Annotated in this window: 23 protein-coding genes; 13 read left to right on the forward strand and 10 right to left on the reverse strand. The window is 61.6% G+C overall.

Translation table 11 applies throughout. The features are described 5' to 3' along the window. Positions 1-68 precede the first annotated feature (68 nt). From purL to AACW30_RS26335, 3 genes are all read left to right on the forward strand, one after another. Entirely contained in the window at positions 69-3965 is a 3897-nt protein-coding gene (purL, locus tag AACW30_RS26325; protein WP_179609767.1) for a phosphoribosylformylglycinamidine synthase, read from the forward strand. A 4-nt stretch (positions 3966-3969) separates the two neighbouring features. Then, positions 3970-4281 (forward strand): NGG1p interacting factor NIF3, encoded by a 312-nt coding sequence (locus AACW30_RS26330; protein WP_106578295.1) that lies wholly within the window; start codon positions 3970-3972, stop codon positions 4279-4281. A 343-nt stretch (positions 4282-4624) separates the two neighbouring features. Continuing rightward, positions 4625-4885 (forward strand): DUF6124 family protein, encoded by a 261-nt coding sequence (locus AACW30_RS26335; protein ID WP_200623873.1) that lies wholly within the window; start codon positions 4625-4627, stop codon positions 4883-4885. Positions 4886-5002: 117 nt separating this feature from the next. Here the strand turns inward: AACW30_RS26335 and nagE are convergent, their stop codons facing one another. The 7 genes from nagE to AACW30_RS26370 all read right to left on the reverse strand — a co-directional run bounded on the left by nagE (position 5003) and on the right by AACW30_RS26370 (position 13518). Next, positions 5003-6709, reverse strand: a complete 1707-nt coding sequence (gene nagE, locus AACW30_RS26340) for an N-acetylglucosamine-specific PTS transporter subunit IIBC (RefSeq protein ID WP_200623834.1) — start codon at positions 6707-6709, stop codon at positions 5003-5005. A 27-nt stretch (positions 6710-6736) separates the two neighbouring features. Then, complete coding sequence (ptsP, locus tag AACW30_RS26345) at positions 6737-9247, reverse strand: phosphoenolpyruvate--protein phosphotransferase (protein ID WP_124418401.1); 2511 nt, start codon at positions 9245-9247, stop codon at positions 6737-6739. Between the two features lie 36 nt (positions 9248-9283). After that, a complete protein-coding gene (locus AACW30_RS26350; protein WP_119736857.1) occupies positions 9284-10306 on the reverse strand; it encodes an SIS domain-containing protein in 1023 nt (340 codons plus the stop codon). Beyond that, positions 10287-11393, reverse strand: a complete 1107-nt coding sequence (gene nagA, locus AACW30_RS26355) for an N-acetylglucosamine-6-phosphate deacetylase (protein WP_200623835.1) — start codon at positions 11391-11393, stop codon at positions 10287-10289. The genes AACW30_RS26350 and nagA overlap by 20 nt, the downstream gene beginning before the upstream one ends. Positions 11394-11403: 10 nt before the next feature. Then, positions 11404-12162 carry a GntR family transcriptional regulator gene (locus AACW30_RS26360; protein ID WP_106578301.1) on the reverse strand — a complete coding sequence of 253 codons (759 nt, stop codon included), beginning with the start codon at positions 12160-12162 and terminating at the stop codon, positions 11404-11406. Positions 12163-12425: 263 nt separating this feature from the next. Then, a complete protein-coding gene (locus AACW30_RS26365) occupies positions 12426-12929 on the reverse strand; it encodes a L,D-transpeptidase family protein (protein WP_106578302.1) in 504 nt (167 codons plus the stop codon). Positions 12930-12969: 40 nt separating this feature from the next. Next, positions 12970-13518: an NUDIX hydrolase gene (locus AACW30_RS26370; protein ID WP_200623836.1), complete on the reverse strand. Its 549-nt coding sequence runs from the start codon at positions 13516-13518 to the stop codon at positions 12970-12972. A 146-nt stretch (positions 13519-13664) separates the two neighbouring features. Between AACW30_RS26370 and AACW30_RS26375 the strand changes: the two genes are divergently transcribed. The 5 genes from AACW30_RS26375 (at position 13665) to purT (ending at position 16908) form a co-directional block, all read left to right on the forward strand. Further along, complete coding sequence (locus tag AACW30_RS26375) at positions 13665-14267, forward strand: CoA pyrophosphatase (protein ID WP_060754282.1); 603 nt, start codon at positions 13665-13667, stop codon at positions 14265-14267. 36 nt (positions 14268-14303) lie between these two features. Then, entirely contained in the window at positions 14304-14828 is a 525-nt protein-coding gene (locus AACW30_RS26380; RefSeq protein WP_106578304.1) for a gamma carbonic anhydrase family protein, read from the forward strand. Continuing rightward, positions 14825-15040 (forward strand): DUF1289 domain-containing protein, encoded by a 216-nt coding sequence (locus tag AACW30_RS26385; protein ID WP_119736859.1) that lies wholly within the window; start codon positions 14825-14827, stop codon positions 15038-15040. Before AACW30_RS26380 ends, AACW30_RS26385 begins: the two co-directional genes overlap by 4 nt. Before the next feature lie 149 nt (positions 15041-15189). Continuing rightward, entirely contained in the window at positions 15190-15657 is a 468-nt protein-coding gene (locus AACW30_RS26390; RefSeq protein WP_106578306.1) for a VUT family protein, read from the forward strand. A gap of 69 nt (positions 15658-15726) precedes the next feature. Then, the gene (gene purT / locus AACW30_RS26395; RefSeq protein ID WP_094951941.1) at positions 15727-16908 is read left to right on the forward strand and encodes a formate-dependent phosphoribosylglycinamide formyltransferase; all 1182 of its coding nucleotides are present in this window, start codon (positions 15727-15729) and stop codon (positions 16906-16908) included. Positions 16909-17021: 113 nt separating this feature from the next. Here purT and AACW30_RS26400 read toward each other — a convergent pair whose 3' ends face one another. The 3 genes from AACW30_RS26400 to AACW30_RS26410 form a co-directional block, all read right to left on the reverse strand. Further along, positions 17022-18332 carry an MFS transporter gene (locus AACW30_RS26400; protein WP_169367533.1) on the reverse strand — a complete coding sequence of 437 codons (1311 nt, stop codon included), beginning with the start codon at positions 18330-18332 and terminating at the stop codon, positions 17022-17024. Positions 18333-18699: 367 nt separating this feature from the next. After that, on the reverse strand, positions 18700-19938 hold the full coding sequence (locus AACW30_RS26405; RefSeq protein ID WP_200623837.1) for a transporter associated domain-containing protein: 1239 nt from the start codon (positions 19936-19938) through the stop codon (positions 18700-18702). Positions 19939-19950: 12 nt separating this feature from the next. Beyond that, positions 19951-20763: a cytochrome C assembly family protein gene (locus tag AACW30_RS26410; RefSeq protein ID WP_169367532.1), complete on the reverse strand. Its 813-nt coding sequence runs from the start codon at positions 20761-20763 to the stop codon at positions 19951-19953. A 233-nt stretch (positions 20764-20996) separates the two neighbouring features. Between AACW30_RS26410 and ffh the strand changes: the two genes are divergently transcribed. From ffh to rplS, 5 genes are all read left to right on the forward strand, one after another. Then, positions 20997-22373, forward strand: a complete 1377-nt coding sequence (gene ffh / locus AACW30_RS26415; RefSeq protein WP_010207982.1) for a signal recognition particle protein — start codon at positions 20997-20999, stop codon at positions 22371-22373. Between the two features lie 250 nt (positions 22374-22623). Continuing rightward, complete coding sequence (rpsP, locus tag AACW30_RS26420) at positions 22624-22875, forward strand: 30S ribosomal protein S16 (RefSeq protein WP_003175899.1); 252 nt, start codon at positions 22624-22626, stop codon at positions 22873-22875. 5 nt (positions 22876-22880) lie between these two features. Continuing rightward, positions 22881-23417 carry a ribosome maturation factor RimM gene (gene rimM / locus AACW30_RS26425; RefSeq protein WP_003175898.1) on the forward strand — a complete coding sequence of 179 codons (537 nt, stop codon included), beginning with the start codon at positions 22881-22883 and terminating at the stop codon, positions 23415-23417. Continuing rightward, on the forward strand, positions 23399-24172 hold the full coding sequence (gene trmD / locus AACW30_RS26430) for a tRNA (guanosine(37)-N1)-methyltransferase TrmD (protein ID WP_177343966.1): 774 nt from the start codon (positions 23399-23401) through the stop codon (positions 24170-24172). The genes rimM and trmD overlap by 19 nt, the downstream gene beginning before the upstream one ends. A 45-nt stretch (positions 24173-24217) precedes the next feature. Further along, positions 24218-24568 carry a 50S ribosomal protein L19 gene (rplS, locus tag AACW30_RS26435; RefSeq protein ID WP_003175895.1) on the forward strand — a complete coding sequence of 117 codons (351 nt, stop codon included), beginning with the start codon at positions 24218-24220 and terminating at the stop codon, positions 24566-24568. Positions 24569-24606 lie beyond the last annotated feature (38 nt).

Raw genomic sequence — 24606 nt, forward strand, 5'->3', positions numbered from 1 at the left:
CGTTGGCGATGGTTTACGCTAGAATGCACGGCCTCAAAGCACACCCCCTTCCCGAGGCTGTCCCGAAGATGTTGATCCTGCGCGGCGCTCCTGCCCTTTCTGCCTTTCGCCACAGCAAACTCCTTGAGCAACTGAGCCAGAAGGTTCCAGCGGTTACAGGCTTGTATGCTGAATTTGCTCACTTCGCCGACGTCACCGGCGTGTTGACCGCCGACGAACAGCAAGTGCTGGCGCGCCTTCTGAAGTACGGCCCAAGCGTTCCCGTTCAAGAGCCTGACGGCCGCTTGTTCCTGGTTCTGCCGCGGTTCGGCACCATCTCGCCCTGGTCGAGCAAGGCCAGTGATATCGCCCGCAACTGTGGCCTGGAAAAAATCCAGCGTCTGGAGCGCGGTATCGCTTTCTATGTTGCCGGCCAGTTCAGCGATGCCGAAGCCGAGCTGATCGCCAGCAGCCTGCACGACCGCATGACGCAGATCATCGTCAGCCAGCTGGAACAGGCTGCCGGCCTGTTCAGCCACGCCGAACCCAAGCCGCTGACTGCGATCGACGTGCTCGGCGGTGGCCGCGCCGCCCTCGAGAAGGCCAACACCGAACTGGGCCTGGCCCTGGCCGAAGACGAGATCGACTACCTGGTCAACGCCTTCAACGGCTTGAAGCGCAACCCGCACGACATCGAGCTGATGATGTTTGCGCAGGCCAACTCCGAGCATTGCCGTCACAAGATCTTCAACGCCAGTTGGGACATCGACGGCCAAAGCCAGGAAAAAAGCCTGTTCGGCATGATCAAGAACACCTACGTGATGCACAGCGAAGGCGTTCTGTCGGCTTATAAGGACAACGCCTCGGTGATCGTCGGCTCGGTGGCCGGCCGTTTCTTCCCGGACCCTGAGACCCGCCAGTACGGCGCGGTGCAGGAGCCGGTGCACATCCTGATGAAGGTTGAGACCCACAACCACCCGACCGCAATTGCCCCGTTCCCGGGCGCAGCTACGGGTTCGGGCGGCGAAATCCGCGACGAAGGCGCCACCGGCCGTGGCGCCAAGCCAAAGGCGGGCCTGACCGGTTTCACCGTGTCCAACCTGCAGATCCCAGGTTTCGAACAGCCGTGGGAAGTGCCGTACGGCAAGCCCGAGCGCATCGTGACCGCGCTGGACATCATGATCGAAGGCCCGCTGGGCGGCGCCGCGTTCAACAACGAATTCGGGCGTCCGGCCCTGACCGGTTACTTCCGTACCTTTGAACAGTCCATCACCACGCCGCGTGGCGATGAAGTGCGCGGCTACCACAAGCCAATCATGTTGGCCGGCGGCATGGGCAACATCCGTGAAGAACACGTCAAGAAAGGCGAGATTCTGGTCGGCTCCAAGCTGATCGTACTCGGCGGCCCGGCCATGTTGATCGGCCTGGGCGGCGGCGCTGCTTCCTCCATGGCCACCGGCACCAGCTCGGCCGACCTGGATTTTGCTTCCGTACAGCGCGAAAACCCAGAGATGGAACGCCGCTGCCAGGAAGTCATCGACCGTTGCTGGCAGCTGGGTGACAAGAACCCGATCAGCTTCATCCACGACGTCGGCGCCGGCGGTTTGTCCAACGCCTTCCCGGAACTGGTCAACGATGGCGAGCGTGGCGGTCGTTTCGAACTGCGCAACATTCCAAACGACGAGCCGGGCATGGCCCCGCACGAAATCTGGAGTAACGAATCCCAGGAACGCTACGTACTGGCCGTTGGCCCTGAAGACTTCGCGCGCTTCCAGGCCATCTGCGAGCGTGAGCGTTGCCCGTTTGCCGTGGTCGGCGAAGCCACTGCCGAGCCGCAACTGACGGTCACCGACAGCCACTTCGGCAACAGCCCGGTCGACATGCCGCTGGAAGTGCTGCTGGGCAAGGCCCCGCGCATGCACCGTTCGGCGGTGCGTGAAGCCGAGCTGGGCGACGACTTCGACCCAAGCACTCTCGAACTGGCCGACAGCATCGAACGCGTGCTGCACCACCCGGCCGTGGCGAGCAAAAGCTTTCTGATCACCATCGGCGACCGCACCATCACCGGCCTCGTGGCCCGTGACCAAATGGTTGGCCCATGGCAAGTGCCGGTGGCCGACGTTGCCGTCACCGCCACCAGCTTCGACGTTTATACCGGTGAAGCCATGGCCATGGGCGAGCGCACGCCGCTGGCCCTGCTGGATGCTCCGGCGTCGGGCCGCATGGCCATTGGTGAAACCCTCACCAACATCGCCGCCTCCCGCATCGGCAAGCTGTCCGACATCAAGCTGTCGGCCAACTGGATGTCCGCTGCCGGTCACCCAGGTGAAGATGCGCGCCTGTACGACACCGTCAAGGCTGTCGGCATGGAGCTGTGCCCTGAGCTGGGCATCACCATTCCGGTGGGCAAGGACTCGATGTCCATGGCCACCCGTTGGAACGAAGACGGCACCGACAAGAGCGTGACCTCGCCGCTGTCGTTGATCGTTACCGGTTTTGCACCGGTGACCGACATCCGCCAGACCCTGACCCCGCAACTGCGCATGGACAAGGGCACCACCGATCTGATCCTGATCGACCTGGGTCGTGGCCAGAACCGCATGGGCGCCTCGATCCTCGCGCAAACCCACGGCAAGCTCGGCAAGCACGCGCCGGACGTGGATGACGCCGAAGACCTGAAAGCCTTCTTCGCCGTGATCCAGGGTTTGAACGCCGACGGCCACCTGCTGGCTTACCACGACCGTTCCGACGGCGGCTTGCTGACCAGCGTTGTAGAAATGGCCTTCGCCGGTCACTGCGGCCTGAACATCGTGCTCGACAGCGTTGCCGAGGATGCGTCCGAAATCAACGGCATCCTGTTCAACGAAGAGTTGGGCGCCGTGATCCAGGTTCGCCAGGACGCCACGCCAGACGTGCTCGCACAATTCAGCGCCGCCGGCCTGGACGACTGCGTGGCAGTGATCGGTCAGCCGATCAACAACGGTGAGGTCAACATCTCCTTCAATGGCGACACTGTGTTTGCCGGCCAGCGCCGTCTGCTGCAACGCCAGTGGGCCGAGACCAGCTACCAGATCCAACGCCTGCGTGACAACGCCGACTGCGCCGAGCAGGAATTCGACGTGATCCTGGAAGAAGACAACCCGGGCTTGAGTACCAAGCTCAGCTTCGACGTCAACCAGGACATCGCCGCGCCTTACATCAAAAAAGGCATTCGGCCACAAGTTGCGGTACTGCGTGAGCAGGGCGTCAACGGCCAGGTGGAAATGGCGGCTGCGTTCGACCGCGCCGGCTTCAATGCGATCGACGTGCACATGAGCGACATCCTCGCCGGTCGCGTTGACCTCAACGCGTTCAAAGGCCTCGTCGCCTGCGGTGGTTTCTCCTACGGCGACGTGCTGGGTGCGGGTGAAGGCTGGGCCAAGTCGGCGCTGTTCAACAGCCGTGCGCGTGATGCGTTCCAAGGCTTCTTCGAGCGCAACGACAGCTTCACCCTGGGTGTGTGCAACGGTTGCCAGATGATGTCCAACCTCAGCGAACTGATCCCGGGCAGCGAGTTCTGGCCGCACTTTGTGCGTAACCGTTCCGAGCAGTTCGAAGCCCGTGTGGCCATGGTGCAGGTGCAGGAGTCCAACTCGATCTTCCTGCAAGGCATGGCCGGTTCGCGCATGCCAATCGCCATCGCCCACGGCGAAGGCCATGCCGAGTTCGAAAGCGAAGAAGCCCTGCTCGAAGCCGACCTGTCCGGCTGCGTGGCGATGCGGTTTGTCGATAACCACGGCAAGGTCACCGAAAGCTACCCGGCCAACCCGAACGGCTCGCCGCGCGGGATCACCGGCCTGACCAGCCGCGACGGCCGCGTGACCATCATGATGCCGCACCCGGAGCGTGTATTCCGCGCCGTGCAGAACTCGTGGCGCCCGGAAGAGTGGAACGAAGACGGCGCCTGGATGCGCATGTTCCGCAACGCCCGCGTGTGGGTGAACTAAGGCGGTGTACAAGCTCGCTTTCTTTGTGCCCGCAAGCCATGTGGAGACGGTGAAAACCGCCGTCTTCGCTGCTGGCGGCGGGCGCATCGGCAACTACGACAGCTGTGCCTGGCAAGTGCTGGGCCAGGGCCAATTCCGCGCGTTGGACGGCAGTCAGCCGTTTATCGGGCAAGTGGGCCAGGTTGAAGTGGTTGAAGAATGGAAGGTTGAGCTGGTGGTGGCGGATGAGTTGATTGTGGCTGTAGTGGCTGCGCTCAAACTGAGTCACCCGTATGAGACACCGGCGTATGAGGTGTGGCAGCTGGCGGATTTTTGATGTGCTGGCTGTGAAAACAAGAAACCCGCTGGGCCAGTTTGGTCAGCGGGTTTTTTGTTGGCTGTGATGGCCTCTTCGCGAGCAAGCCCGCTCCCACATTTGACCGCATTGCCACGTCGGGCACCGATCAAACTGTGGGAGCGGGCTTGCCTGCGAAGGCGTCGGGACAGGCACCTCAGACCTTTCCCACATGCCTTTCAGGTTGTCCCTCGGAACTGGCGTCACTAATCTTCTCGGGTTGCTGCCAATGTGGTGACCAGGACTGCAAGCCTGAATTTCACCAGGAGCCTATTACGTCTGGAGCTTTATGATGATCAGCGAAAACTTGCGGTCTGGTTCAACCATGTTTCAATCCGAATCCCAGCAGGTTGGTAATTCGCCCACCGATCAAATCTTCACCGTACTCCCCAATCTGAACAGCGAAACCCTCCTGGCCAATGCCTCCCAAGACCTGGCATCCGTGCAAGCACTGGCGGGCAATCTGGCGTTTGACATCGACGGCCCGCAGCGTGATGCGGTGCTGGGAATTCATCGGATGCTGGAGGGTATCCAGTTGATGGTGGATCGGGTGTTGGATTTAGTTGAGGTGCCTGAACCGAAGTAATCGGGCGCCTGTCGGGCCCAATCGCGGGCAAGCCCGCTCCCACATTTTGAGCTGTGAATACAGTCAAATGTGGGAGCCGGGCTTGCCCGCGATGAGGCCAGAACAGCCGCTACGGCGCTAGACCCTGGCGCCGACCTCACGGCCACTGACCAACCGCTCCAGCGCCTCACTCAACCCCGAGGCCTTGTCACCAATCAACAAGTGCCAAACACCGCTATCCAACTGGCTCACGCCCTGGCAACCGAGCGCCGTCAGATCAGTCTCGGACAACACCGAATCATCCCCCAATTCCACCCGCAACCGGGTCATCGCCACGGCGTCCAGCTGGCGTACATTTTCGCGGCCACCCAAGGCCTTCAGCCATTTCTCGGCCTCCTGCACATTCACCGCAACCGGCTTATCCACAGGTGCAGCCGCCACGGGCGCACTGGCAACAAACGATGGCATGGCCAAGCGAATCTCGTCAGCAATGCTGTCGGCCATCGGCCCGACCACCACCTGCAAGCTCCCGCCATTGCCTGGGCGAACCACGGCCATGGCGCCAAGTGCTTTCAAATCCGCGTCCACTGCTTTGTTGCGATCCACCATGTCCAGGCGCAGGCGGGTGGTGCAGGCGCCGACACTCAGCAAATTCGCTGCACCGCCCAGCGCACGGATGTAGGCGCCGGCCCGTTGGTTATCACTCATCGCTTCGGCCTGCACCACCTGGATGTCTTCACGCCCCGGCGTCTTCAGGTTGAAGCGGCGAATGCAGTAGTTGAACACGCTGTAGTAGATCACCGCGTACGCCAGGCCGACCGGGAACACCAGCCAGCCGTTGGTGGACTTGCCCCAGCCCAGCACCATGTCGATAAACCCACCGGAGAAGGTAAAGCCGAGGTGGATATTCAGCATGTTGGTCACGGCCATCGACAGGCCGGTGAGTACCGCGTGAATCAGGTACAAAAACGGCGCGAGGAACATGAACGCGAACTCAATCGGCTCCGTCACGCCGGTCAAGAACGAGGTCAGCGCCATCGACAGGAAAATCCCGCCCATCACCTTGCGGCGCTCCGGCAGGGCGTTGCGGTACATCGCCAGGCAGGCGGCGGGCAGGCCGAAGAGCATCACCGGGAACATGCCGGTCATGAACTGGCCACCTTTGGGGTCGCCGGCAAAGTAGCGGGTCAGGTCGCCCGTGACGACGGCGCCGGTGGTCGGGTCGGTGAAGGTGCCGAACACGAACCACGCCATGTTGTTGAGGATATGGTGCAGGCCGGTGACGATCAGCAGGCGGTTGAACACGCCGAACACGAAGGCGCCAAAGCTGCCGCTTTCCATCAGCAGCACACCGAAACTGTTAATGCCGTGCTGGATCGGCGGCCAGATCAGGCCAAAGATCACGCCCAGGGCCACTGCCGAAAAGCCGGTGACAATCGGCACAAAACGTCGCCCGCCAAAGAAGGCCAGGTATTCGGGCAACTTGATGTCCTTGAAGCGGTTGTACAGCCCGCCCGCCATCAAGCCGCTGGCGATACCGGCGAGCATGCCCATGTTGATGGTGGTGTCCATCACCTTGAGCGTGGAAACCATCACCAGGTAACCAATTGCACCGGCCAGGCCCGCCGTGCCGTTATTGTCGCGGGCAAACCCCACGGCAATACCGATGGCGAAGATCAGCGCGAGGTTGGCGAAGATCGCTTGCCCGGCGTCGTGCATCACGGCGATGTTGAGCAAGTCGGTGTCGCCCAGGCGCAGCAAGAGGCCGGCGATCGGCAGAATCGCGATCGGCAGCATCAGCGCGCGGCCCAGGCGTTGTAAGCCTTCGATAAAATGTTGGTACATGGCGTGTCTCCCTTTTTCTTGTTGTTGTCAGCTCAGCGGCCAGTGGTGTTGGCAGGCTTGGCGAACCGCCTTGGCGCTGCTCAGGTCGAGCAGGCCAAGACTCAGTTGCCGGCAGTGAGCCGCGTCCAGGTGACGGACGCGGTCCTTGATTTCTCCGATCTGTGGCGGGCTCACCGACAGCTCGCTGACGCCCAGTCCGACCAGCACTGGCGTGGCCAGCGGATCGGACGCGAGGGCACCGCAAACGCCGACCCAACGCCCATGCTTGGCGGCGCCCGCGCAGGTTTGCGCGATCAGGCGCAGCAGCGCCGGGTGCAAGGCATCGACCCGCGCGGCAAGGCCGGCGTGGTCGCGGTCCATGGCCAGGGTGTACTGGGACAGGTCATTGGTGCCGATGGAGAGGAAGTCGGCGTGCTGGGCCAACTGCTCGGCCATCAACGCGGCGGCGGGTACTTCGATCATCACGCCCAGCTCCGGGCGCTGAGTCAGCCCCAACTCGGCACACAACTCGTCCAGGCGCTGGCGGATCTGCAGCAGTTCATCCACTTCGCTGACCATCGGCAGCAGAATGCGGCACCGTGCCAAGGGGCTGACTTGCAGCAGCGCGCGCAGTTGCTGGTCGAGCAGTTCGGGCCGCACCTGGGCCATGCGGATACCGCGCAGGCCCAACACCGGGTTGGCCTCCACGGGCAGCGGCAGGTAGTCGAGCTGCTTGTCGCCGCCCACGTCGATGGTGCGGATGATCACCGACTTGTCGCCCATGGCATCCAGCACGGCTTGGTAGGCTTGGCGCTGCTCTTGTTCATCCGGCGCGGTGCGGCGATCGACGAAGAGGAATTCGGTGCGCAGCAGGCCGACGCCATCGGCGCCGTTTTCAAACGCCACATGGGCCTCGGCGCTGGAGGCGACGTTGGCGGCCACTTCAATACACACGCCATCGCGGGTGTGCGCCGGTTCTTGTGCTTGTGTCTGTTGCTGCTGGCGGCGCAGTTTTTGCGCGTCGCGAATTTGGTGCACTTCAGCGTGACGCGCCTCGCTGGGCGTCAGTTCCAGGCGCCCATTGACCGCGTCGAGCACCACGCGTTGGCCTTGGGGCACATCAAGCACTGCTGCGCCCAGCGCCACCACGCAGGGCAAGCCTTTGCCGCGAGCCAAAATGGCCACGTGGGACGTAGCACCGCCTTCGGCCATGCAGATGCCGGCCGCGTGTTGCGCACTCAGTTGCAGCAGGTCGGACGGCGTCAGCTCGTGGGCGCTGACAATCGCCCCGGCGGGCAATTCGAAATGCCAGGTTTCGCCCAGCAGTGAACGCAGCACGCGTTGCTGCAAGTCGCGCAGGTCGTTGGCGCGCTCGGCGAACAGCGGTTTGCCCAACGCCAGCAACACCGCGCATTGCGCCTGGATTGCATCGCGCCAGGCGTGGGTGGCGGCGCTGCCTTGTTCGATGGCCGCGGTGGCCGCGTCCAGCAGGGCCGGGTCTTCCAGCAGGGCGAGGTGGGCGGCGAAGATCTCTTCTTCTTCGACGTTTTTGCGTTGGCGGGCGTGGTCCAGGGTCGTGCGGATCTCGCCACGCACTTGCTCAAGGGCCGTGTCCAAACGTTGCAGTTGTTCATCGGCCGAGTGATTGCCGGTGTCGGCCGGCAGTTCTATACCGGTGAGACGCAACAGCGGCCCGCAGACCAGGCCGGGTGCCGCGCACACGCCTTGCAACACACCGGCTTCGGTGTTCGCCTTGCGTGGGGCGACCGCCACGGGCGCGTGATGTTCTTCGCTGACCGCCACGGACAGCGCCGCCACCAACGCCTGCAACGCCGCCTCGCAATCCTTGCCGCGGCAAGTGACGCGCACTTCGTCGCCTTCACCGATCCCCAGCCCCATCAAGCCAATCAGGCTGTCGCACGGCGCTGACTTGCCCGCGAAGTGCAAGTGCGCGTGGCTGCTGAAACCCTGTGCGGTTTTGCGGATCAATGCGGCGGGGCGCGCATGCAAACCGCCACGGTGTGTAATGCGCACGCAGGCGCGGACTTCGGTGACCGAGTTATCCACAACCGCCTGCTGGGTGGTCGCTGAGCGCGTGACGATGTGCAGCAACGGCTCACCGACCTGGGTGATTTTTCCTGCCACCGGCCGCAGCTCAAAACGCTCGCCATTGGTCAGGATAATCAGGCTGACCAGGCTTTTGCACTGGCGCGCAATGCGGTCCAGATCAAACTGCACCAGCGCCTGGCCCTTGCTCACCCGTGCGCCTTCCTTGACCAGCAGCGCAAACCCTTCGCCATTGAGTTCCACCGTGTCGATGCCCACGTGCATCAGCACCTCGGCGCCGTTTTCGGCACGAATCGTCAGGGCATGCCCGGTGCGCGCGACATGGATGATCACCCCGTCACACGGTGCGTGCAGGCAATCGTTCAGCGGGTCGATGGCGATACCGTCACCCATGGCACCACTGGCGAACACTTCGTCGGGCACCTCGCCCAGGGCGAGCACCGGGCCACTGAGTGGGGCGCTGAGGGTCAATTCATTATTGTTGTTGGACATGGGCACGGTACTCATCAGGAAAACACGGCAATCGACTCAGTGAGTGCGGGTAACTTTGCTCAGGTGACGCGGCTGGTCGGGGTCCATGCCCCGGGCTTGCGCCAGGCCGGCGGCCATTACGTAGAAGCTTTGAATCGCCAGGATCGGGTCCAGGCTTGGGTGTTCGGCGCGGCTCAGGGTCAGGTCGCGCTCGGCGATATCGTCTGGCGCAGCCAGCAGCACGCGCGCGCCGCGTTGGCGCATGTCGGCGGCCAGGCTCAGCAGCCCGGCTTGCTCGGCGCCACGTGGGGCGAATACCAGCAGTGGGTAGTTTTCGTCGATCAAGGCCATCGGCCCGTGGCGGACTTCAGCGCTGCTGAAGGCTTCGGCCTGGATCGCCGAGGTTTCCTTGAGCTTGAGCGCAGCTTCCTGGGCGATGGCAAAACCGGCGCCACGGCCGATCACCATCAATTGCTGGCAGCCACGCAGGGCCTCGATGGCGCTGCTCCAATCCTGTTTGGCCGCTGCACGCAGTTCATCGGGCAGCGCGCGGCAGGCTTGCAGCAAGGCGGCTTCCTGGTTCCAGTGGCCAATCAACTGCGCGCTGGCGCTGAGGGTGGCGATGAAGCTTTTGGTCGCGGCCACGCTGTGTTCCGGCCCGGCGCACAGCGGCAGGTGGAATTCGCAGGCGGCTTCCAGTGGCGAGTCTTCAGCGTTGACCAGCGAAATGCTCAGGGCACCGCGTTTGCGCAGCAAGCGCAGGCTGTTGACCAAGTCCGGGCTTTGCCCCGACTGCGAGAAACCGAATGCCACCTGACCGCTGACTTTCAATGGCGCCTGCAACAGGGTCACCACTGACATCGGCAGCGACGCCACCGGAATGCCCACGTGCTGCATGGCCAGGTAGGCGAAGTAGCTCGCGGCGTGGTCCGAGCTGCCACGGGCAATGGTCATTGCCACTTGCGGCGGCTGGCGGCGCAGGCGACCGGCGATTTCCTCCAGCAGCGGGTCCAGGCGCTGCAGTTGCGCGGCCACGGCATCACAGGAGGCCAGGGCCTCTTCAAGCATTTTTGAAGTCAATGGTTTCTCCTTCGACCATTACGTCGGTGAGGTGCAGGGAGCGGTCCAGGCGTACGCAGTCGGCGAAGCTGCCGGGTTGCAGGCGGCCGCGTTCTTCCAGGCCCAGGTAATCCGCAGGAAATTGCGACAGGCGTTGTGAGGCTTCGCTGACGGGCAGGCCGATTTTCACCAGGTTGCGCAGCGCCTGGTCCATGGTCAGCGTGCTGCCGGCCAGGGTGCCGTCGGCCAGGCGCACGCCGCCCAGGCATTTGGTCACGGTGTGGCTGCCCAGCTTGTATTCGCCGTCGGGCATGCCGGCGGCGGCGGTGGAATCGGTGACGCAGTACAGGCACGGGATCGAGCGCAGGGCCACGCGCATGGCGCCGGGGTGTACGTGCAGCAAGTCGGGGATCAACTCGGCGTACTTGGCGTGGGCCAGGGCGGCGCCGACGATGCCCGGTTCGCGGTGATGCAGCGGGCTCATGGCGTTGTACAAATGCGTGAAGCTGGTAGCGCCGGCGGCGAGGGCGGCGACGCCTTCTTCATAACTGCCCAATGTGTGGCCGATCTGCATGCGCACGCCGCGTTGGCTGAGGGCGCGGATCAGGCCGTCATGCCCGGCGATTTCCGGGGCGATGGTGATCACCCGGATCGGCGCCAGGCGCAGGTAGGCTTCCACTTCGGCCATCAGCGCGGTGTGGGCGAAGTTGGGTTGCGCGCCGAGTTTGCCCGGATTGATATAGGGGCCTTCCAGGTGCACCCCGAGTACGCGGGCGCTGCCGGTCGGGCGCTGCTCGCAGAAGCTGCCAAGCTCGCCGAGCACGCGGGAGATCTCGTTCACCGGCGCCGTCATGGTGGTGGCCAGCAGCGACGTCGTGCCAAAACGCACGTGGGTGCGGGTGATGGTCGCGAAGGCGTCTGCGCCTTCCATGATGTCTTTGCCGCCACCGCCGTGCACATGCAGGTCGATGAAACCCGGCAGCAAGTAGGGCAGGTCGTTGTCAGCCGGGTCGCACGGGGTGCCTTGGACGGCGACCACTTTGCCGTGTTCGTGCACCAGGCGGCCGCGAATCCAGCCGCTGGGCGTGAGGATGTTGTCTTCGGACATGGGCAGTTCTCTAAATGCGCAGTTCAGCGGAATAGTCATGGCGGCGCAGCTCTGCGACGAAGTCGTAGTAGTCGTTGCGGCAGTAGGTGTCGGTGATTTCAATCGGCGTGTTGTCGGCGGTGTAGCCGACCCGCGTCATCAGCAGCATGGCGGTGCCGGGGGCAATGCCCACCAGCTTGGCGAACTCATCCGAGGCGTTGATCGCCTGGATATGCTGCAAGGCGCGCACGATGGGCTTGCCGATGCTTTCCAGGTACTCGTACAGCGAATTGCCGATGGCCTGCGGATGCGGCAGCACCGAGGCGGGCATGGCGGTCATTTCAATTGCCATCACCGTGTCGTCGGCTTTACGCAGGCGTTTGAGGCGCGCGACTTTGTCGGTCGGCGACAGGCCCAGGCGGATCAGTTCTTCGTGGGTGGGCGGGGTGATGTCGCGTTCCAGCCACTGCGAAGTAGGTACAAAGCCTTTCAGGCGCAGCATTTCGCTGAAGCCCGACAGGCGTGACAGCGGTTGTTCCAGACGCGGCGTGATAAAGGTACCGGAGCCCTGGCTGCGACGGATCAGGCCTTGGGCAAACAACACTTCCAAGGCCTTGCGCGCGGTCACCCGCGAGATGCTCAGTTGCTCGCTGAGGGCGCGTTCCGACGGCAAGGCCTGCTCGGATTTCCACTGGCCGGCATGGATCGCCGCTTCAAGGTTACGGGCCAGTTGCAGGTACAGCGGCGTGGATTGTTTCTCGTCGGGGCGCAGCGTCTGGATGGGATTCATCTGTGAAGTTTCCGATGCGGTTATTGGAGTGTTGTCGCCCGGTAATGGCTGGAAATTAATACCACTTAAATACCATGTCAATGCAGCCAAAACGGTGCAGGACCCGGTTTCAGGGCGCTTTAAGGGTGCGTGGTATCAAGTGGTATTAGAGAGGTCTTTATCGCGCGCAGAACTGTGCAGCCCGGCGCGGTGAACTGGTATTCACCGGCAGGCGCTGCCAGGGGCAGGAATTATTTTCAGATTATTTTACGAACGGTACGAAATTACGGCCGAATCTCGATCATGGTGCCGTCTTTGACCAGGTTCCAGACTTCGCGCATGTCGACATTGCGCATTCCGATACAGCCATCGGTCCAGTCTAGGGTGTGGAACCATTGCTCCGGGTATTCTTCGGTGTCGGGCGTGCCGTGGATCATGATCATGCTGCCCGGTCTCACGCCTTCGCGGCGCGCGCGGGCGGAGTCGCTGATGTTGGGGTAGGAAATGTGCAGGGCCAGGTTGTAGCGGTCGCTGGTCTTGCGCCAGTCGATCCAGTAAAAACCTTCCGGCGTGCGGCGGTCGCCCTCGAACTGCTTGGTGCCCTTGGGGTTTTTGCCCAGCGAGATGCGGTAGGTTTTGAGCGGTTTGCCGTCGTTGATAAGTTGCAACTGGTGCGCGGACTTGAGCACCAGGATTTTCTCGACAGGTTTGCCGCCGAGGATTTCCACCGTGGAGGCTGAGGACAGGGTAGCGAACGACAGGCAGATGAAAGCGAGCAACCAACGCATTGAAACGGTTTCCCTTGTTAGACGGTGCTGCCTGAAGGTGTTATTTGGCCGGCCGCGTCATCGGCGGCACCGACTCGCTGCGTACCGGGAACTGTTGTTGCCGGCGGTCAGCGAAGAAGCATTCTAAGGTACGCCCGACCGTGCGGAAAGCCAGCTCTGACCAAGGGATATCGGCTTCATCGAACAGCTTCACCTCAAGGCTTTCGGGGCCTGCGGTAAAGTCCAGGTCGACCAGTTCGGCACGGTAGAAAATATGCACCTGGCTGATGTGCGGCACGTCGATCAGGGTGTAGATGCTCATGTTGCGCACGCGGGCGCAGGCTTCTTCCAGGGTTTCGCGCATGGCGGCCTGTTCCACGGTCTCGCCGTTTTCCATAAAGCCTGCGGGCAAGGTCCAGTAACCCAGGCGCGGCTCGATGGCGCGGCGGCACAGCAGCACTTGATCGCCCCACACTGGCACGGTGCCGGCGACGATATTGGGGTTCTGGTAGTGAATGGTCGAGCAGTGATCACACACATAGCGCAGGCGTGTGTCGCCTTCGGGAATGCGCTGGGTAACCGGTTTACCGCACTGGCTGCAGAAGTTCATGCTGGGGTTCCTGGAGAGTGGGCCTATCTTGGCTTGGCGGGCAGGGCCCTGCAAGTTGTCGTTTCGCGACATGTGCCGGGTTTTGGGGTTGGGCACCCGCCCGCTTTGGTGCATGATGCAAGGTAGCCAACAGACCGAGATGACTCATGCTGGACGAGCTACTTCGCCGGGTAAGCAATCACACCCCTCACACACTGGAAACTGACGGGCGTTTCCCCGAGGCTGCCGTGTTGGTGCCGATTACCCGCAGTGACGAACCCGAGCTGATCCTGACCCTGCGCGCCAGCGGCCTGTCGACCCACGGCGGCGAGGTGGCGTTTCCGGGCGGGCGGCGTGACCCCGAAGACCCGGACCTGATCTTTACCGCGCTGCGCGAAGCCGAAGAAGAAATCGGCCTGCCGCCCGGCCTGGTGGAAGTCATCGGCCCGTTGAGCCCACTGATTTCCCTGCACGGTATCCGCGTAACGCCGTATGTCGGGGTTATTCCCGATTACGTTGAATACCTGGCCAATGATGCCGAGATCGCCGCCGTATTCAGCGTGCCTCTGGAGTTCTTCCGCCAGGACCCGCGCGAACATACCCACCGTATCGATTACCAGGGCCGCAGTTGGTATGTGCCCAGCTATCGGTTTGGCGAATACAAAATCTGGGGGCTGACGGCAATCATGATTGTCGAGCTGATCAACCTGCTCTATGACGACGCGCAGATCAGCTTGCACCAGCCACCCAAGAGTTTCATCAATACCTGAGCCATCGCTTGAATGGCACCGCCGTGAGGACACACCATGAAATACCGCCTGGGCGACGCCCGCGTCGAGACTCATCCGCAAAGCTGGGTGGCGCCCAATGCCACGCTGGTCGGCAAGGTCAAGCTGGAGGAGGGCGCCAATGTGTGGTTCAACGCGGTGTTGCGTGGCGACAACGAACTGATCCTGATCGGCAAGAACAGCAACGTGCAGGACGGCAGCGTGATGCACACCGACATGGGCTACCCGCTGACCCTGGGCACCGGCGTGACCATCGGCCATAACGCCATGCTGCATGGCTGCACCGTCGGCGATTACAGCCTGATTGGCATCAACGCGGTGATCCTCAACGGCGCCAAAATCGGCAAGCATTGCATCATTGGCGCCAATTCGCTGATCGGCGAAGGCAAGGAAATTCCCGATGGCTCGCTGGTAATGGGCTCGCCGGGCAAAGTGGTGCGCGAGTTAACCGAAGCGCAGAAGCGCATGCTCGAAGCCAGCGCCGCGCACTATGTGCATAACGCGCAGCGCTATGCGCGGGACTTGGTTGAGCAGGAAGAATGAACCCGATTGAACGCCCTGTTGCCTCGCCCTGCGTGAGCATTTGCGCGCTGGATGATGATGATATTTGCACAGGCTGCCAGCGCAACGTGGATGAGATTACGCGCTGGAGCCGCATGGACAATGCCGAACGCCGGGTGGTGCTGGGGTTGTGCCACGAGCGGGCGAAGGCGAGTGGGTTGGTGTGGATGATGCCGGGAAAATCCGGCGCCTGAGCCATCACTATCGCAGGCAAGCCAGCTCCCACAATTGCTATGTGAATACTTTCAAAAATGTGGGAGCTGGCTTGCCTGCGATGAGGCCCTGCCAGACGACATCCCTGTAATTGTGTACCCTGTGCGGCATTACCCACAGGTCCATCTCCATGCTCTTCCTGATCGCCTACATCAGCAGCGTCGTGCTGATCAACTTCGCCTTTTCCACCGCTCCGCACCTGGACGTCATCTGGTCCGCCTGGGGCGGCCTGGTGTTTATCCTGCGCGACATGGTGCAAACCCGCTTCGGCCATGGCGCGATACTCGCCATGCTGGCGGCGCTGGTGCTGTCGTATATCACTTCCGACCCGTCCATCGCCCTGGCCAGCGCCACGGCATTTGCGGTGTCCGAATGCATTGACTGGCTGGTGTTCAGCATCACCAAGCGTCCACTGCACGATCGCCTGTGGATAAGTTCGGCGCTGAGTATTCCCCTCGATACCTTTATCTTCTTCGGCCTGATCGGCGCGCTGACGCCAGCGGTGGCGGGCACGGCGTTGGTGTCGAAATTCGCCGGGGTCACGGTGGTGTGGCTGATCATGGCCTGGCGCCTGCGCAAACGCGCCGTCGCCAACTGAGGCCAATTCTTGCAGTTCATGTAAAATGCCGGCCTTTCTCCCCATGATCCGCTCCCCTGAGGACCTGAGATGACCCGAATCGGAACTCCATTGTCGCCAACCGCGACCCGCGTTTTGCTGTGTGGCTGCGGTGAGCTGGGCAAGGAAGTGGTAATCGAACTGCAACGCCTGGGCGTTGAAGTGATTGCCGTGGATCGTTACGCCAACGCGCCGGCCATGCAGGTTGCGCACCGTAGCCACGTGATCAACATGCTCGACGGCGCCGCCCTGCGTGCCGTGATCGAAGCCGAGAAGCCGCACTTTATCGTGCCGGAAATCGAAGCCATCGCCACCGCCACGCTGGTAGAGCTTGAAGCCGAAGGCTTCACCGTGATTCCGACCGCGCGTGCCACCTCGCTGACCATGAACCGCGAAGGCATCCGTCGCCTGGCCGCCGAAGAGCTGGACCTGCCGACGTCGCCGTACCACTTTGCCGACACCTTCGAGGACTACAGCAAGGCCGTCCAGGACCTGGGCTTCCCGTGTGTGGTCAAGCCGGTGATGAGTTCTTCGGGCAAGGGCCAGAGCCTGCTGCGCAGCGCCGATGACGTGCGCAAAGCCTGGGATTACGCTCAGGAAGGCGGGCGTGCCGGTAAAGGCCGCGTGATCATCGAAGGCTTTATCGACTTCGATTACGAAATCACCCTGCTGACTGTGCGCCACATTGGCGGCACCACCTTCTGCGCGCCGGTCGGCCACCGTCAGGAGAAAGGCGACTACCAGGAATCCTGGCAGCCGCAAGCGATGAGCCCGATTGCCCTGGCAGAATCCGAGCGCGTCGCCAAAGCCGTGACCGAGGCGCTGGGTGGCCGTGGTCTGTTTGGCGTGGAATTGTTCATCAAGGGCGATCAAGTGTGGTTCAGCGAAGTGTCGCCGCGCCCGCATGACACCGGCTTGGTGACCTTGATTTCTCAGGACCTGTCGCAGTTCGCGCTGCACGCGCGTGCGATCCTGGGCCTGCCGATTCCGTTGATCCGCCAGTTCGGGCCTTCGGCCTCGGCGGTGATTCTGGTAGAAGGGCAGTCGACCCAGACCGCGTTCGCCAACCTCGGCGCGGCCTTGAGCGAGCCGGACACGGCGTTGCGTCTGTTTGGCAAGCCAGAAGTCAATGGTCAGCGCCGGATGGGTGTGGCGTTGGCGCGGGATGAGTCGATTGAGGCGGCGCGGGCCAAGGCGACTCGTGCTTCGAAGGCTGTTGTAGTAGAACTCTAAACCGCGTCGCGCCCATCGCAGGCAAGCCAGCGCCCACATTTGATTGGGTTCACATATTTTGAATTGTGAATGCCTTCAAATGTGGGAGCGGGCTTGCTCGCGAAAGCGGTCTATCAGACGACCCTGTTCAAATCATTATCCCGCGTCTCTTTCAAGCACAGCACAGCAATCAAGCTGAGCAACGCTGCCGCTGACACATACCCGCCCACATAACTCAGCCCGCCCATCGCCACCAGCTTGGTCGCGAAAAATGGTGCGGCCGACGCCCCGACAATCCCGCCCAGGTTATACGCCGCCGACGCGCCGGTGTAACGCACGCGGGTCGGGAACAGTTCCGGCAGCATCGCGCCCATTGGGGCGAAGGTCACGCCCATCAGAAACAATTCCAGTGCCAGGAACAGAGCGACGGCCCAAGTCGAGCCGTGTGTGAGCAGCGGCTCCATGGTGAAACCCGACAGAATCGCAAGAAGGGCGCCGACGATCAGCACCGGCTTGCGCCCGTAACGGTCGCTGGCCAAGGCCGCCAGCGGCGTAGCCAAGCCCATGAACAACACCGCAAAGCAGAGCAGGCCCAGGAACGTCTCGCGGCTGTAGCCCAGTGTTGAAACGCCGTAACTCAGCGAGAACGCGGTGGTGATGTAGAACAACGCATAGCACACCACCATCGATGCCGCGCCCAGCAGGACCGGCAGCCAATGCTGGCTGAACAACTCCACCAACGGCACTTTCACCGGCGCTTCTTTGGCGACGGCGTTGGCGAACACCGGGGTTTCATGCAGTTTGAGGCGTGCATACAGGCCAACCATCACCAGCGCTGCGCTGAGAATGAACGGGATGCGCCAGCCCCAACTGCGGAACTGCTCGTCGTTCAGGCTCATGGCCAGGATCAGGAACAAACCGTTGGCCGCCAGAAAGCCAATCGAAGGGCCCAATTGCGGAAACATGCCAAACCAGGCGCGCTTGCCCTTGGGGGCGTTCTCGGTGGCCAGCAACGCCGCGCCGCCCCATTCGCCGCCAAGCCCCAGGCCCTGGCCGAAGCGCAGCACACACAACAGGATCGGGGCCCACGCGCCAATGCTGTCGTAACCCGGCAGCAAACCGATCAGCGTGGTGCACACGCCCATCAGCAGCAACGAGGCGACTAAGGTTGATTTGCGCCCGATACGGTCACCGAAGTGGCCGAAAAGCGCCGAACCCAGCGGGCGAGCGATAAAGGCGATGCCAAAGGTCAGGAACGACGCCAGCATCTGCGCGGTGCCGGAGGTCTGTGGGAAGAACACCGGGCCGATCACCAGCGCAGCGGCCGTGGCGTAGATGTAGAAATCGTAGAACTCGATGGCGGTGCCGACGATGCTCGCGGTGGCGACCCGTGCGGTCGAGTTGAGCGGGGCGGCGGTTGCAGCCTCGTTATAGGTGGTGCTCATTGAGGTATCCCTGACGGTCATTGCGCGTTTGGACGCGGATTATTATTGGTCAAACACCCATGGATCAGGGGTGTAAGCGGGGCGGCTCGGGATGGGAGCAAACACCGGTCAGACACGGTAACGCAGTGCCTGGACGCGCTGAGTGCGGGTAGCACGCGGTCGGGCGGGGCTCTGGTAAGCCGCACGGATTATAGGAAGGGGTTTGAACATACAACAAGAGGGCGGGCGAGGATCTCTTGGCTGGAAACCGGATCAATGTGGGAGCTGGCTTGCCTGCGATACAGGCGCCCCGGTACATCAGGAGTACCAAGGTGATGCCATCGCAGGCAAGCCAGCTCCCACATGGGCAATGTGTTTTGCCAGGGGGTCAGGCGGCGACAGGCACGCGGCTGGTGTGCCAGATCAGTACCTTGCTCACGCGGTTGTCCTCGGTCTCAAGGATTTCCAGGCGATAGCGGCCGATCTTCAGGCACACCGCGCAATCCGGAATGGTCTCCAGCGCTTCGGTCACCAGGCCGTTGAGGGTCTTGGGGCCGTCGCTGGGCAGGTGCCAGCCCAGGCTTTTATTCAGCTCGCGGATCGAAGCGGCGCCGTCGATGATGTAGCGGCCATCGGGCTGCGCTTCGATATGCGGGTTGTCCGTTGCCTGATCACTTTCGAATTCGCCGACGATTTCTTCGAGGATATCTTCCAGAGTGACGATGCCCAGCACTTCGCCGTATTCGTCCACCACCATGCCCAGGCGTCGCTGCTGCTTATGGAAGTTCAGCAATTGCAGTTGCAGGGGCGTGCTTTCGGGGACGAAATAGGGCTCGTGGCAGGCGGCGAGCAAGGCTTCTTTGGTCAGGCTGGCGTCGGGCAGCAGGTGTTGGATCTGCCGGGTATTGAGCACCGCTTCGACCTGATTGATGTCACTGTGGAACACCGGCAAACGGGTGCGCTGCGAGGTGCGCAGTTGCTCGATGATTTCCTCGACCGAGTCATCCAGGTTGATACCGTCCACTTCGCTGCGCGGCACCAGGATGTCGTTGACCGTGATGTTGTCCAACGCGTGAATGCCGGGCATGCCGGGCGTACGATTGTCGTCGGCCTCGGGCTCGGGTTCATCGTCGTGATCGGGCAATGGTTCGTCGCTCTTTTTCACCACGCCGGATTTGCGAGCGAACGGGCGCAGCAATAACAGGCTGATGCCATTGAGCAGCCAGGCCAGGGGGTAGAGGATTTTCAGCGGCACACTCAGCAGCGTATTGCCAAAGCCCAGTACGGCTTGCGGGTGGCGAACCGCCAGGGCGCGCGGCAGGTAGTCGGCGAGCACCAGCAGGATCGCGCAAGAGATCAGCCAGCCGAGCCACGGGCCGTTCTGCGCCCAGGCGTAGATTGCCAGCAGCGTGCAGAGAATCACCACGGCCGCGCGACACAGGCTGTTGCACAGAATCAGGCTGTTACGCGGGAAGTTCAGGCGGGCGGCAGCCTTGTCACCCTGGCGTGTACCGGGGCGCAGCGCCAGCACGTGTTGTTGTGCGGCTTCGATGGCGGTAAACAGCGCCGCCCATAACACCAGCAAGGCGATTACCGCGAGCATCGGCCCAAGGGGCAAGTTGTCCATGATCGCTGCCCGTCAGATATGCAGGATGTATTCGCGAACCAGCTTGCTGCCGAAATAGGCCAGCATCAGCAGGCAGAAACCGGCCAGGGTCCAGCGGATCGCCTTGTGCCCACGCCAGCCGAGGCGGTTGCGCCCCCACAGCAGCACGCTGAACACCACCCAGGCCAGGCACGCCAGCAGGGTTTTGTGCACCAGGTGTTGGGCGAACAGGTTTTCGACGAACAGCCAGCCGGAAATCAGCGACAGCGACAACAGCGTCCAGCCGGCCCACAGGAAGCCGAACAGCAGGCTTTCCATGGTTTGCAGCGGCGGGAAGTTCTTGATCAGCCCGGACGGGTGCTTGTTTTTAAGCTGGTGGTCCTGCAGCAGCAGGAGCAACGCCTGGAACACCGCAATCGTGAACATGCCGTAAGCCAGGATCGACAGCAGGATGTGGGCGAGAATGCCCGGCTCCTCGTCGATCACTTGCACGGTGCCGGTCGGGGTGAATTGCGCCAGCAGCACCGTCAGCATTCCCAGCGGGAATAGCAGCACCAGCAGGTTTTCCACAGGAATGCGGTAACAGGCCAGCAGCGTCAGGGCGATGACGGCCGCGGCGATCAGACTGGCGGCACTGAAAAAGTCCAGGCCCAGGCCGACCGGCGTCATCAAGTGAGTGAACAGGCTCGCGGCGTGGGTGAGCAGGGCGACGACGCCCAGGCCTACCAGCAGACGTTTATCCGCTTTTGTGCCTTGGGCCAGACGAGTGCCCTGATAGAGAGTCGCAGCGGCGTACAAAATGGCGGCGGCGAGGCTGGGTAGCAAACTGGGTGACAAGGGGACCATAAATCCTGATAGACAAGCCCGAAAGGCGCTGAGTTTGGCACACACCAACGCTGCACGAAAGACTCCCGGGCCAGACAGCGGGTGTGCACAGGCGCAGTCTTCGCTATAATCCGCGACCTGCCCACGCCGCAGGCTCGCCGAGCGCTGTTTTTAACAGCGATTTACCACAGCCTGGGCCGCCATTACCTCGGTCTACAAAGCATTTCGATGAATAGGGCCTGAAAGGATCGCGCATGTTTGAAAACTTGACTGACCGTCTCTCGCAGACGCTGCGCCACGTAACCGGCAAGGCCAAGCTGACCGAGGACAATATTAAAGACACCCTGCGTGAAGTACGCATGGCGTTGCTGGAAGCCGACGTGGCCTTGCCGGTGGTGAAGGACTTCGTCAACTCGGTCAAGGAGCGCGCGGTCGGCACCGAAGTGTCCCGCAGCCTGACCCCGGGCCAGGCCTTTGTGAAGATCGTGCAGGCCGAACTCGAAAGCCTGATGGGCGCGGCCAACGAAGACTTGAACCTCAGCGCCGTGCCACCGGCCGTCGTGCTGATGGCCGGTCTGCAAGGTGCGGGTAAGACCACCACCGCCGGCAAGCTGGCGCGCTTCCTTAAAGAGCGCAAGAAGAAGTCGGTAATGGTGGTGTCGGCCGACGTTTACCGTCCGGCGGCCATCAAGCAGCTGGAAATGCTCGCAGGCGAAGTGGGCGTGACCTTCTTCCCGTCCGACCTGAGCCAGAAGCCGGTCGACATTGCCAACGCGGCTATTAAAGAAGCCAAGCTCAAATTCATCGACGTGGTCATCGTCGATACCGCCGGTCGCCTGCACATCGATGAAGAGATGATGGGCGAGATCAAGGCGCTGCATGCCGCGATCAATCCGGTCGAGACGCTGTTCGTGGTCGACGCCATGACCGGCCAGGATGCGGCCAACACCGCCAAGGCCTTTGGTGATGCGCTGCCGTTGACCGGCGTGATCCTGACCAAGGTCGACGGTGATGCCCGTGGCGGTGCTGCGCTGTCGGTACGTGCAATCACCGGCAAGCCGATCAAGTTCATCGGTATGGGCGAGAAGAGCGACGCGCTCGAGCCGTTCCACCCTGAGCGTATCGCTTCGCGTATCCTCGGCATGGGCGACGTGCTCAGCCTGATCGAGCAGGCCGAAGCCACGCTCGACAAGGACAAGGCCGATAAGCTGGCCAAGAAGCTGAAGAAGGGCAAGGGCTTCGACCTCGAAGACTTCCGTGACCAGCTGCAACAAATGAAGAACATGGGCGGCCTCGGCGGCCTGATGGACAAACTGCCGAACATCGGCGGTGTGAACCTGGCGCAAATGGGCAATGCCCAGGGCGCGGCAGAGAAGCAGTTCAAGCAGATGGAAGCCATCATCAACTCCATGACCCCGGCCGAGCGCCGCGACCCTGAGCTGATCAGCGGTTCGCGCAAGCGTCGGATCGCCATGGGCTCCGGCACCCAGGTGCAGGACATCGGTCGCTTGATCAAGCAGCACAAGCAGATGCAGAAGATGATGAAGAAGTTCTCCGCAAAAGGCGGAATGGCCAAGATGATGCGCGGCATGGGCGGTATGTTGCCCGGCGGCGGCATGCCAAAAATGTAAAGAATTCGAGCGGAAGTTCACTTCTGCTCCGACCCACAGGGATGTGGGATCTCCAGCAAACCCGCGGTTAGCGGGAGCTGACTCGCCGTTTTAACCGACGGCTCTATAGCAGATCTGAGTGGCACGCTGATAGGCGCCAGAAAAAGACATTTGCAAAAGTCCGGATATTCCTTAGAATATGCGGCCTTTCGGGCACCTATGCCCGCTGTGCATTTAGATTTGCAGCACCGACTACAGGAACGATGTTCACATGCTAACAATCCGTCTTGCCCTTGGCGGCTCCAAAAAGCGCCCGTTTTACCACTTGACCGTAACCGACAGCCGCAACCCGCGCGACGGTTCGCACAAGGAACAGGTTGGTTTCTTCAACCCTGTTGCTCGTGGTCAAGAAGTTCGTCTGTCCGTGAACCAAGAGCGCGTAGCCTACTGGCTGAGCGTGGGTGCACAGCCATCCGAGCGCGTTGCAAAACTGTTGAAGGACTCGGCTAAGGCCGCAGCCTGAGCAATATGAACGCGACGCCAGCTGTTGCTGATGATTTGATCGTTATCGGCAAGATTTACTCTGTTCATGGCGTTCGCGGCGAAGTGAAGGTGTATTCCTTTACTGATCCGACTGAAAACCTGTTGCAGTACAAAACCTGGACGCTCAAGCGCGAAGGTAGTGTGAAACAGGTCGAGCTGGTCAGTGGACGCGGGAGCGATAAGTTCCTGGTCGCAAAGCTCAAGGGTCTTGATGATCGTGAAGAAGCTCGTCTTCTGGCCGGTTATGAGATCTGCGTGCCGCGCAACCTGTTCCCTGAATTGACCGACGGCGAGTACTACTGGTACCAGCTGGAAGGTCTGAAGGTTATTGATCAACTCGGGCAATTGCTCGGGAAAATCGACCATCTTCTGGAAACCGGCGCCAATGATGTAATGGTGGTCAAGCCTTGCGCTGGCAGCCTGGATGATCGCGAACGCCTGTTGCCGTATACCGAGCAATGCGTGTTGGCCGTCGACCTGGCAGCGGGCGAGATGAAGGTGGAATGGGACGCGGACTTCTAAGCGTGGCTAATTTGCGCATTGAAGTGATCAGTTTGTTTCCCGAGATGTTTTCCGCCATCAGCGAGTACGGCATCACCAGTCGGGCGGTGAAACAGGGGCTGTTGCAGCTTACCTGTTGGAACCCGCGAGACTACACGACAGATCGACATCACACTGTGGATGATCGCCCATTTGGCGGTGGTCCGGGCATGGTGATGAAGATCAAGCCCCTGGAAGACGCGTTGGTTGAGGCCAAGGCCGCCGCCGGGGAGAAGGCGAAGGTAATTTACCTGTCCCCTCAAGGCCGTCAGCTGAAACAGGCTGCGGTACGCGAACTGGCGAATGAGGAAGCACTGATCCTGATTGCCGGTCGCTATGAAGGCATTGACGAGCGGTTTATTGAAGCTCATGTCGATGAAGAGTGGTCGATTGGGGACTATGTCCTGTCTGGCGGCGAGCTGCCGGCGATGGTCCTGATAGATGCGGTTACACGACTGCTGCCTGGAGCTTTAGGGCATGCGGACTCCGCGGAGGAAGATTCCTTCACGGATGGTTTGCTGGATTGCCCGCACTACACCCGACCGGAGGTGTATGCGGATCAGCGTGTTCCCGACGTATTGCTAAGTGGCAATCACGCACACATCCGGCGTTGGCGTTTACAGCAGTCCCTTGGTCGGACCTATGAACGACGCGCCGATCTTCTGGAAAGCCGCTCGCTTTCTGGAGAAGAGAAGAAGCTGCTCGAGGAATACATCCTCGCGCGGGACGATAGTTAACAACGTATCGATGGTAGGTCCATTGACTTACCTTAGGAGCACAGCATGACTAACAAAATCATCCTTGCACTCGAAGCAGAGCAGATGACCAAAGAGATCCCTACCTTTGCCCCGGGCGACACTATTGTCGTTCAGGTGAAAGTGAAGGAAGGCGACCGTTCGCGTCTGCAAGCGTTCGAAGGCGTGGTAATCGCCAAGCGTAACCGTGGTGTGAACAGTGCTTTCACTGTTCGTAAAATCTCCAACGGTGTTGGCGTAGAGCGTACTTTCCAGACCTACAGCCCGCAAATCGACAGCATGGCCGTTAAGCGTCGCGGTGACGTACGTAAAGCCAAGCTGTACTACCTGCGTGACCTGTCCGGTAAAGCAGCTCGCATCAAGGAAAAACTGGCTTAAGTCCAGCTTCCCGATGCAGAAAAAAGCAGCCTACGGGC

The sequence above is a fragment of the Pseudomonas sp. MF6747 genome (genome assembly GCF_963890955.1).
Classification (GTDB): Bacteria; Pseudomonadota; Gammaproteobacteria; order Pseudomonadales; family Pseudomonadaceae; genus Aquipseudomonas.

Coding starts and splice junctions, on each gene's coding strand:
- purL (WP_179609767.1), top strand. CDS start 69: ATGTTGATCCTGCGCGGCGCTCCTGCCCTTTCTGCCTTTCGCCACAGC.
- AACW30_RS26335 (WP_200623873.1), top strand. CDS start 4,625: ATGTTTCAATCCGAATCCCAGCAGGTTGGTAATTCGCCCACCGATCAA.
- nagE (WP_200623834.1), bottom strand. CDS start 6,709: ATGTACCAACATTTTATCGAAGGCTTACAACGCCTGGGCCGCGCGCTG.
- ptsP (WP_124418401.1), bottom strand. CDS start 9,247: ATGTCCAACAACAATAATGAATTGACCCTCAGCGCCCCACTCAGTGGC.
- nagA (WP_200623835.1), bottom strand. CDS start 11,393: ATGTCCGAAGACAACATCCTCACGCCCAGCGGCTGGATTCGCGGCCGC.
- AACW30_RS26360 (WP_106578301.1), bottom strand. CDS start 12,162: ATGAATCCCATCCAGACGCTGCGCCCCGACGAGAAACAATCCACGCCG.
- AACW30_RS26365 (WP_106578302.1), bottom strand. CDS start 12,929: ATGCGTTGGTTGCTCGCTTTCATCTGCCTGTCGTTCGCTACCCTGTCC.
- AACW30_RS26370 (WP_200623836.1), bottom strand. CDS start 13,518: ATGAACTTCTGCAGCCAGTGCGGTAAACCGGTTACCCAGCGCATTCCC.
- AACW30_RS26375 (WP_060754282.1), top strand. CDS start 13,665: ATGCTGGACGAGCTACTTCGCCGGGTAAGCAATCACACCCCTCACACA.
- AACW30_RS26380 (WP_106578304.1), top strand. CDS start 14,304: ATGAAATACCGCCTGGGCGACGCCCGCGTCGAGACTCATCCGCAAAGC.
- AACW30_RS26385 (WP_119736859.1), top strand. CDS start 14,825: ATGAACCCGATTGAACGCCCTGTTGCCTCGCCCTGCGTGAGCATTTGC.
- AACW30_RS26390 (WP_106578306.1), top strand. CDS start 15,190: ATGCTCTTCCTGATCGCCTACATCAGCAGCGTCGTGCTGATCAACTTC.
- purT (WP_094951941.1), top strand. CDS start 15,727: ATGACCCGAATCGGAACTCCATTGTCGCCAACCGCGACCCGCGTTTTG.
- AACW30_RS26400 (WP_169367533.1), bottom strand. CDS start 18,332: ATGAGCACCACCTATAACGAGGCTGCAACCGCCGCCCCGCTCAACTCG.
- AACW30_RS26405 (WP_200623837.1), bottom strand. CDS start 19,938: ATGGACAACTTGCCCCTTGGGCCGATGCTCGCGGTAATCGCCTTGCTG.
- AACW30_RS26410 (WP_169367532.1), bottom strand. CDS start 20,763: ATGGTCCCCTTGTCACCCAGTTTGCTACCCAGCCTCGCCGCCGCCATT.
- ffh (WP_010207982.1), top strand. CDS start 20,997: ATGTTTGAAAACTTGACTGACCGTCTCTCGCAGACGCTGCGCCACGTA.
- rpsP (WP_003175899.1), top strand. CDS start 22,624: ATGCTAACAATCCGTCTTGCCCTTGGCGGCTCCAAAAAGCGCCCGTTT.
- rimM (WP_003175898.1), top strand. CDS start 22,881: ATGAACGCGACGCCAGCTGTTGCTGATGATTTGATCGTTATCGGCAAG.
- trmD (WP_177343966.1), top strand. CDS start 23,399: ATGGGACGCGGACTTCTAAGCGTGGCTAATTTGCGCATTGAAGTGATC.
- rplS (WP_003175895.1), top strand. CDS start 24,218: ATGACTAACAAAATCATCCTTGCACTCGAAGCAGAGCAGATGACCAAA.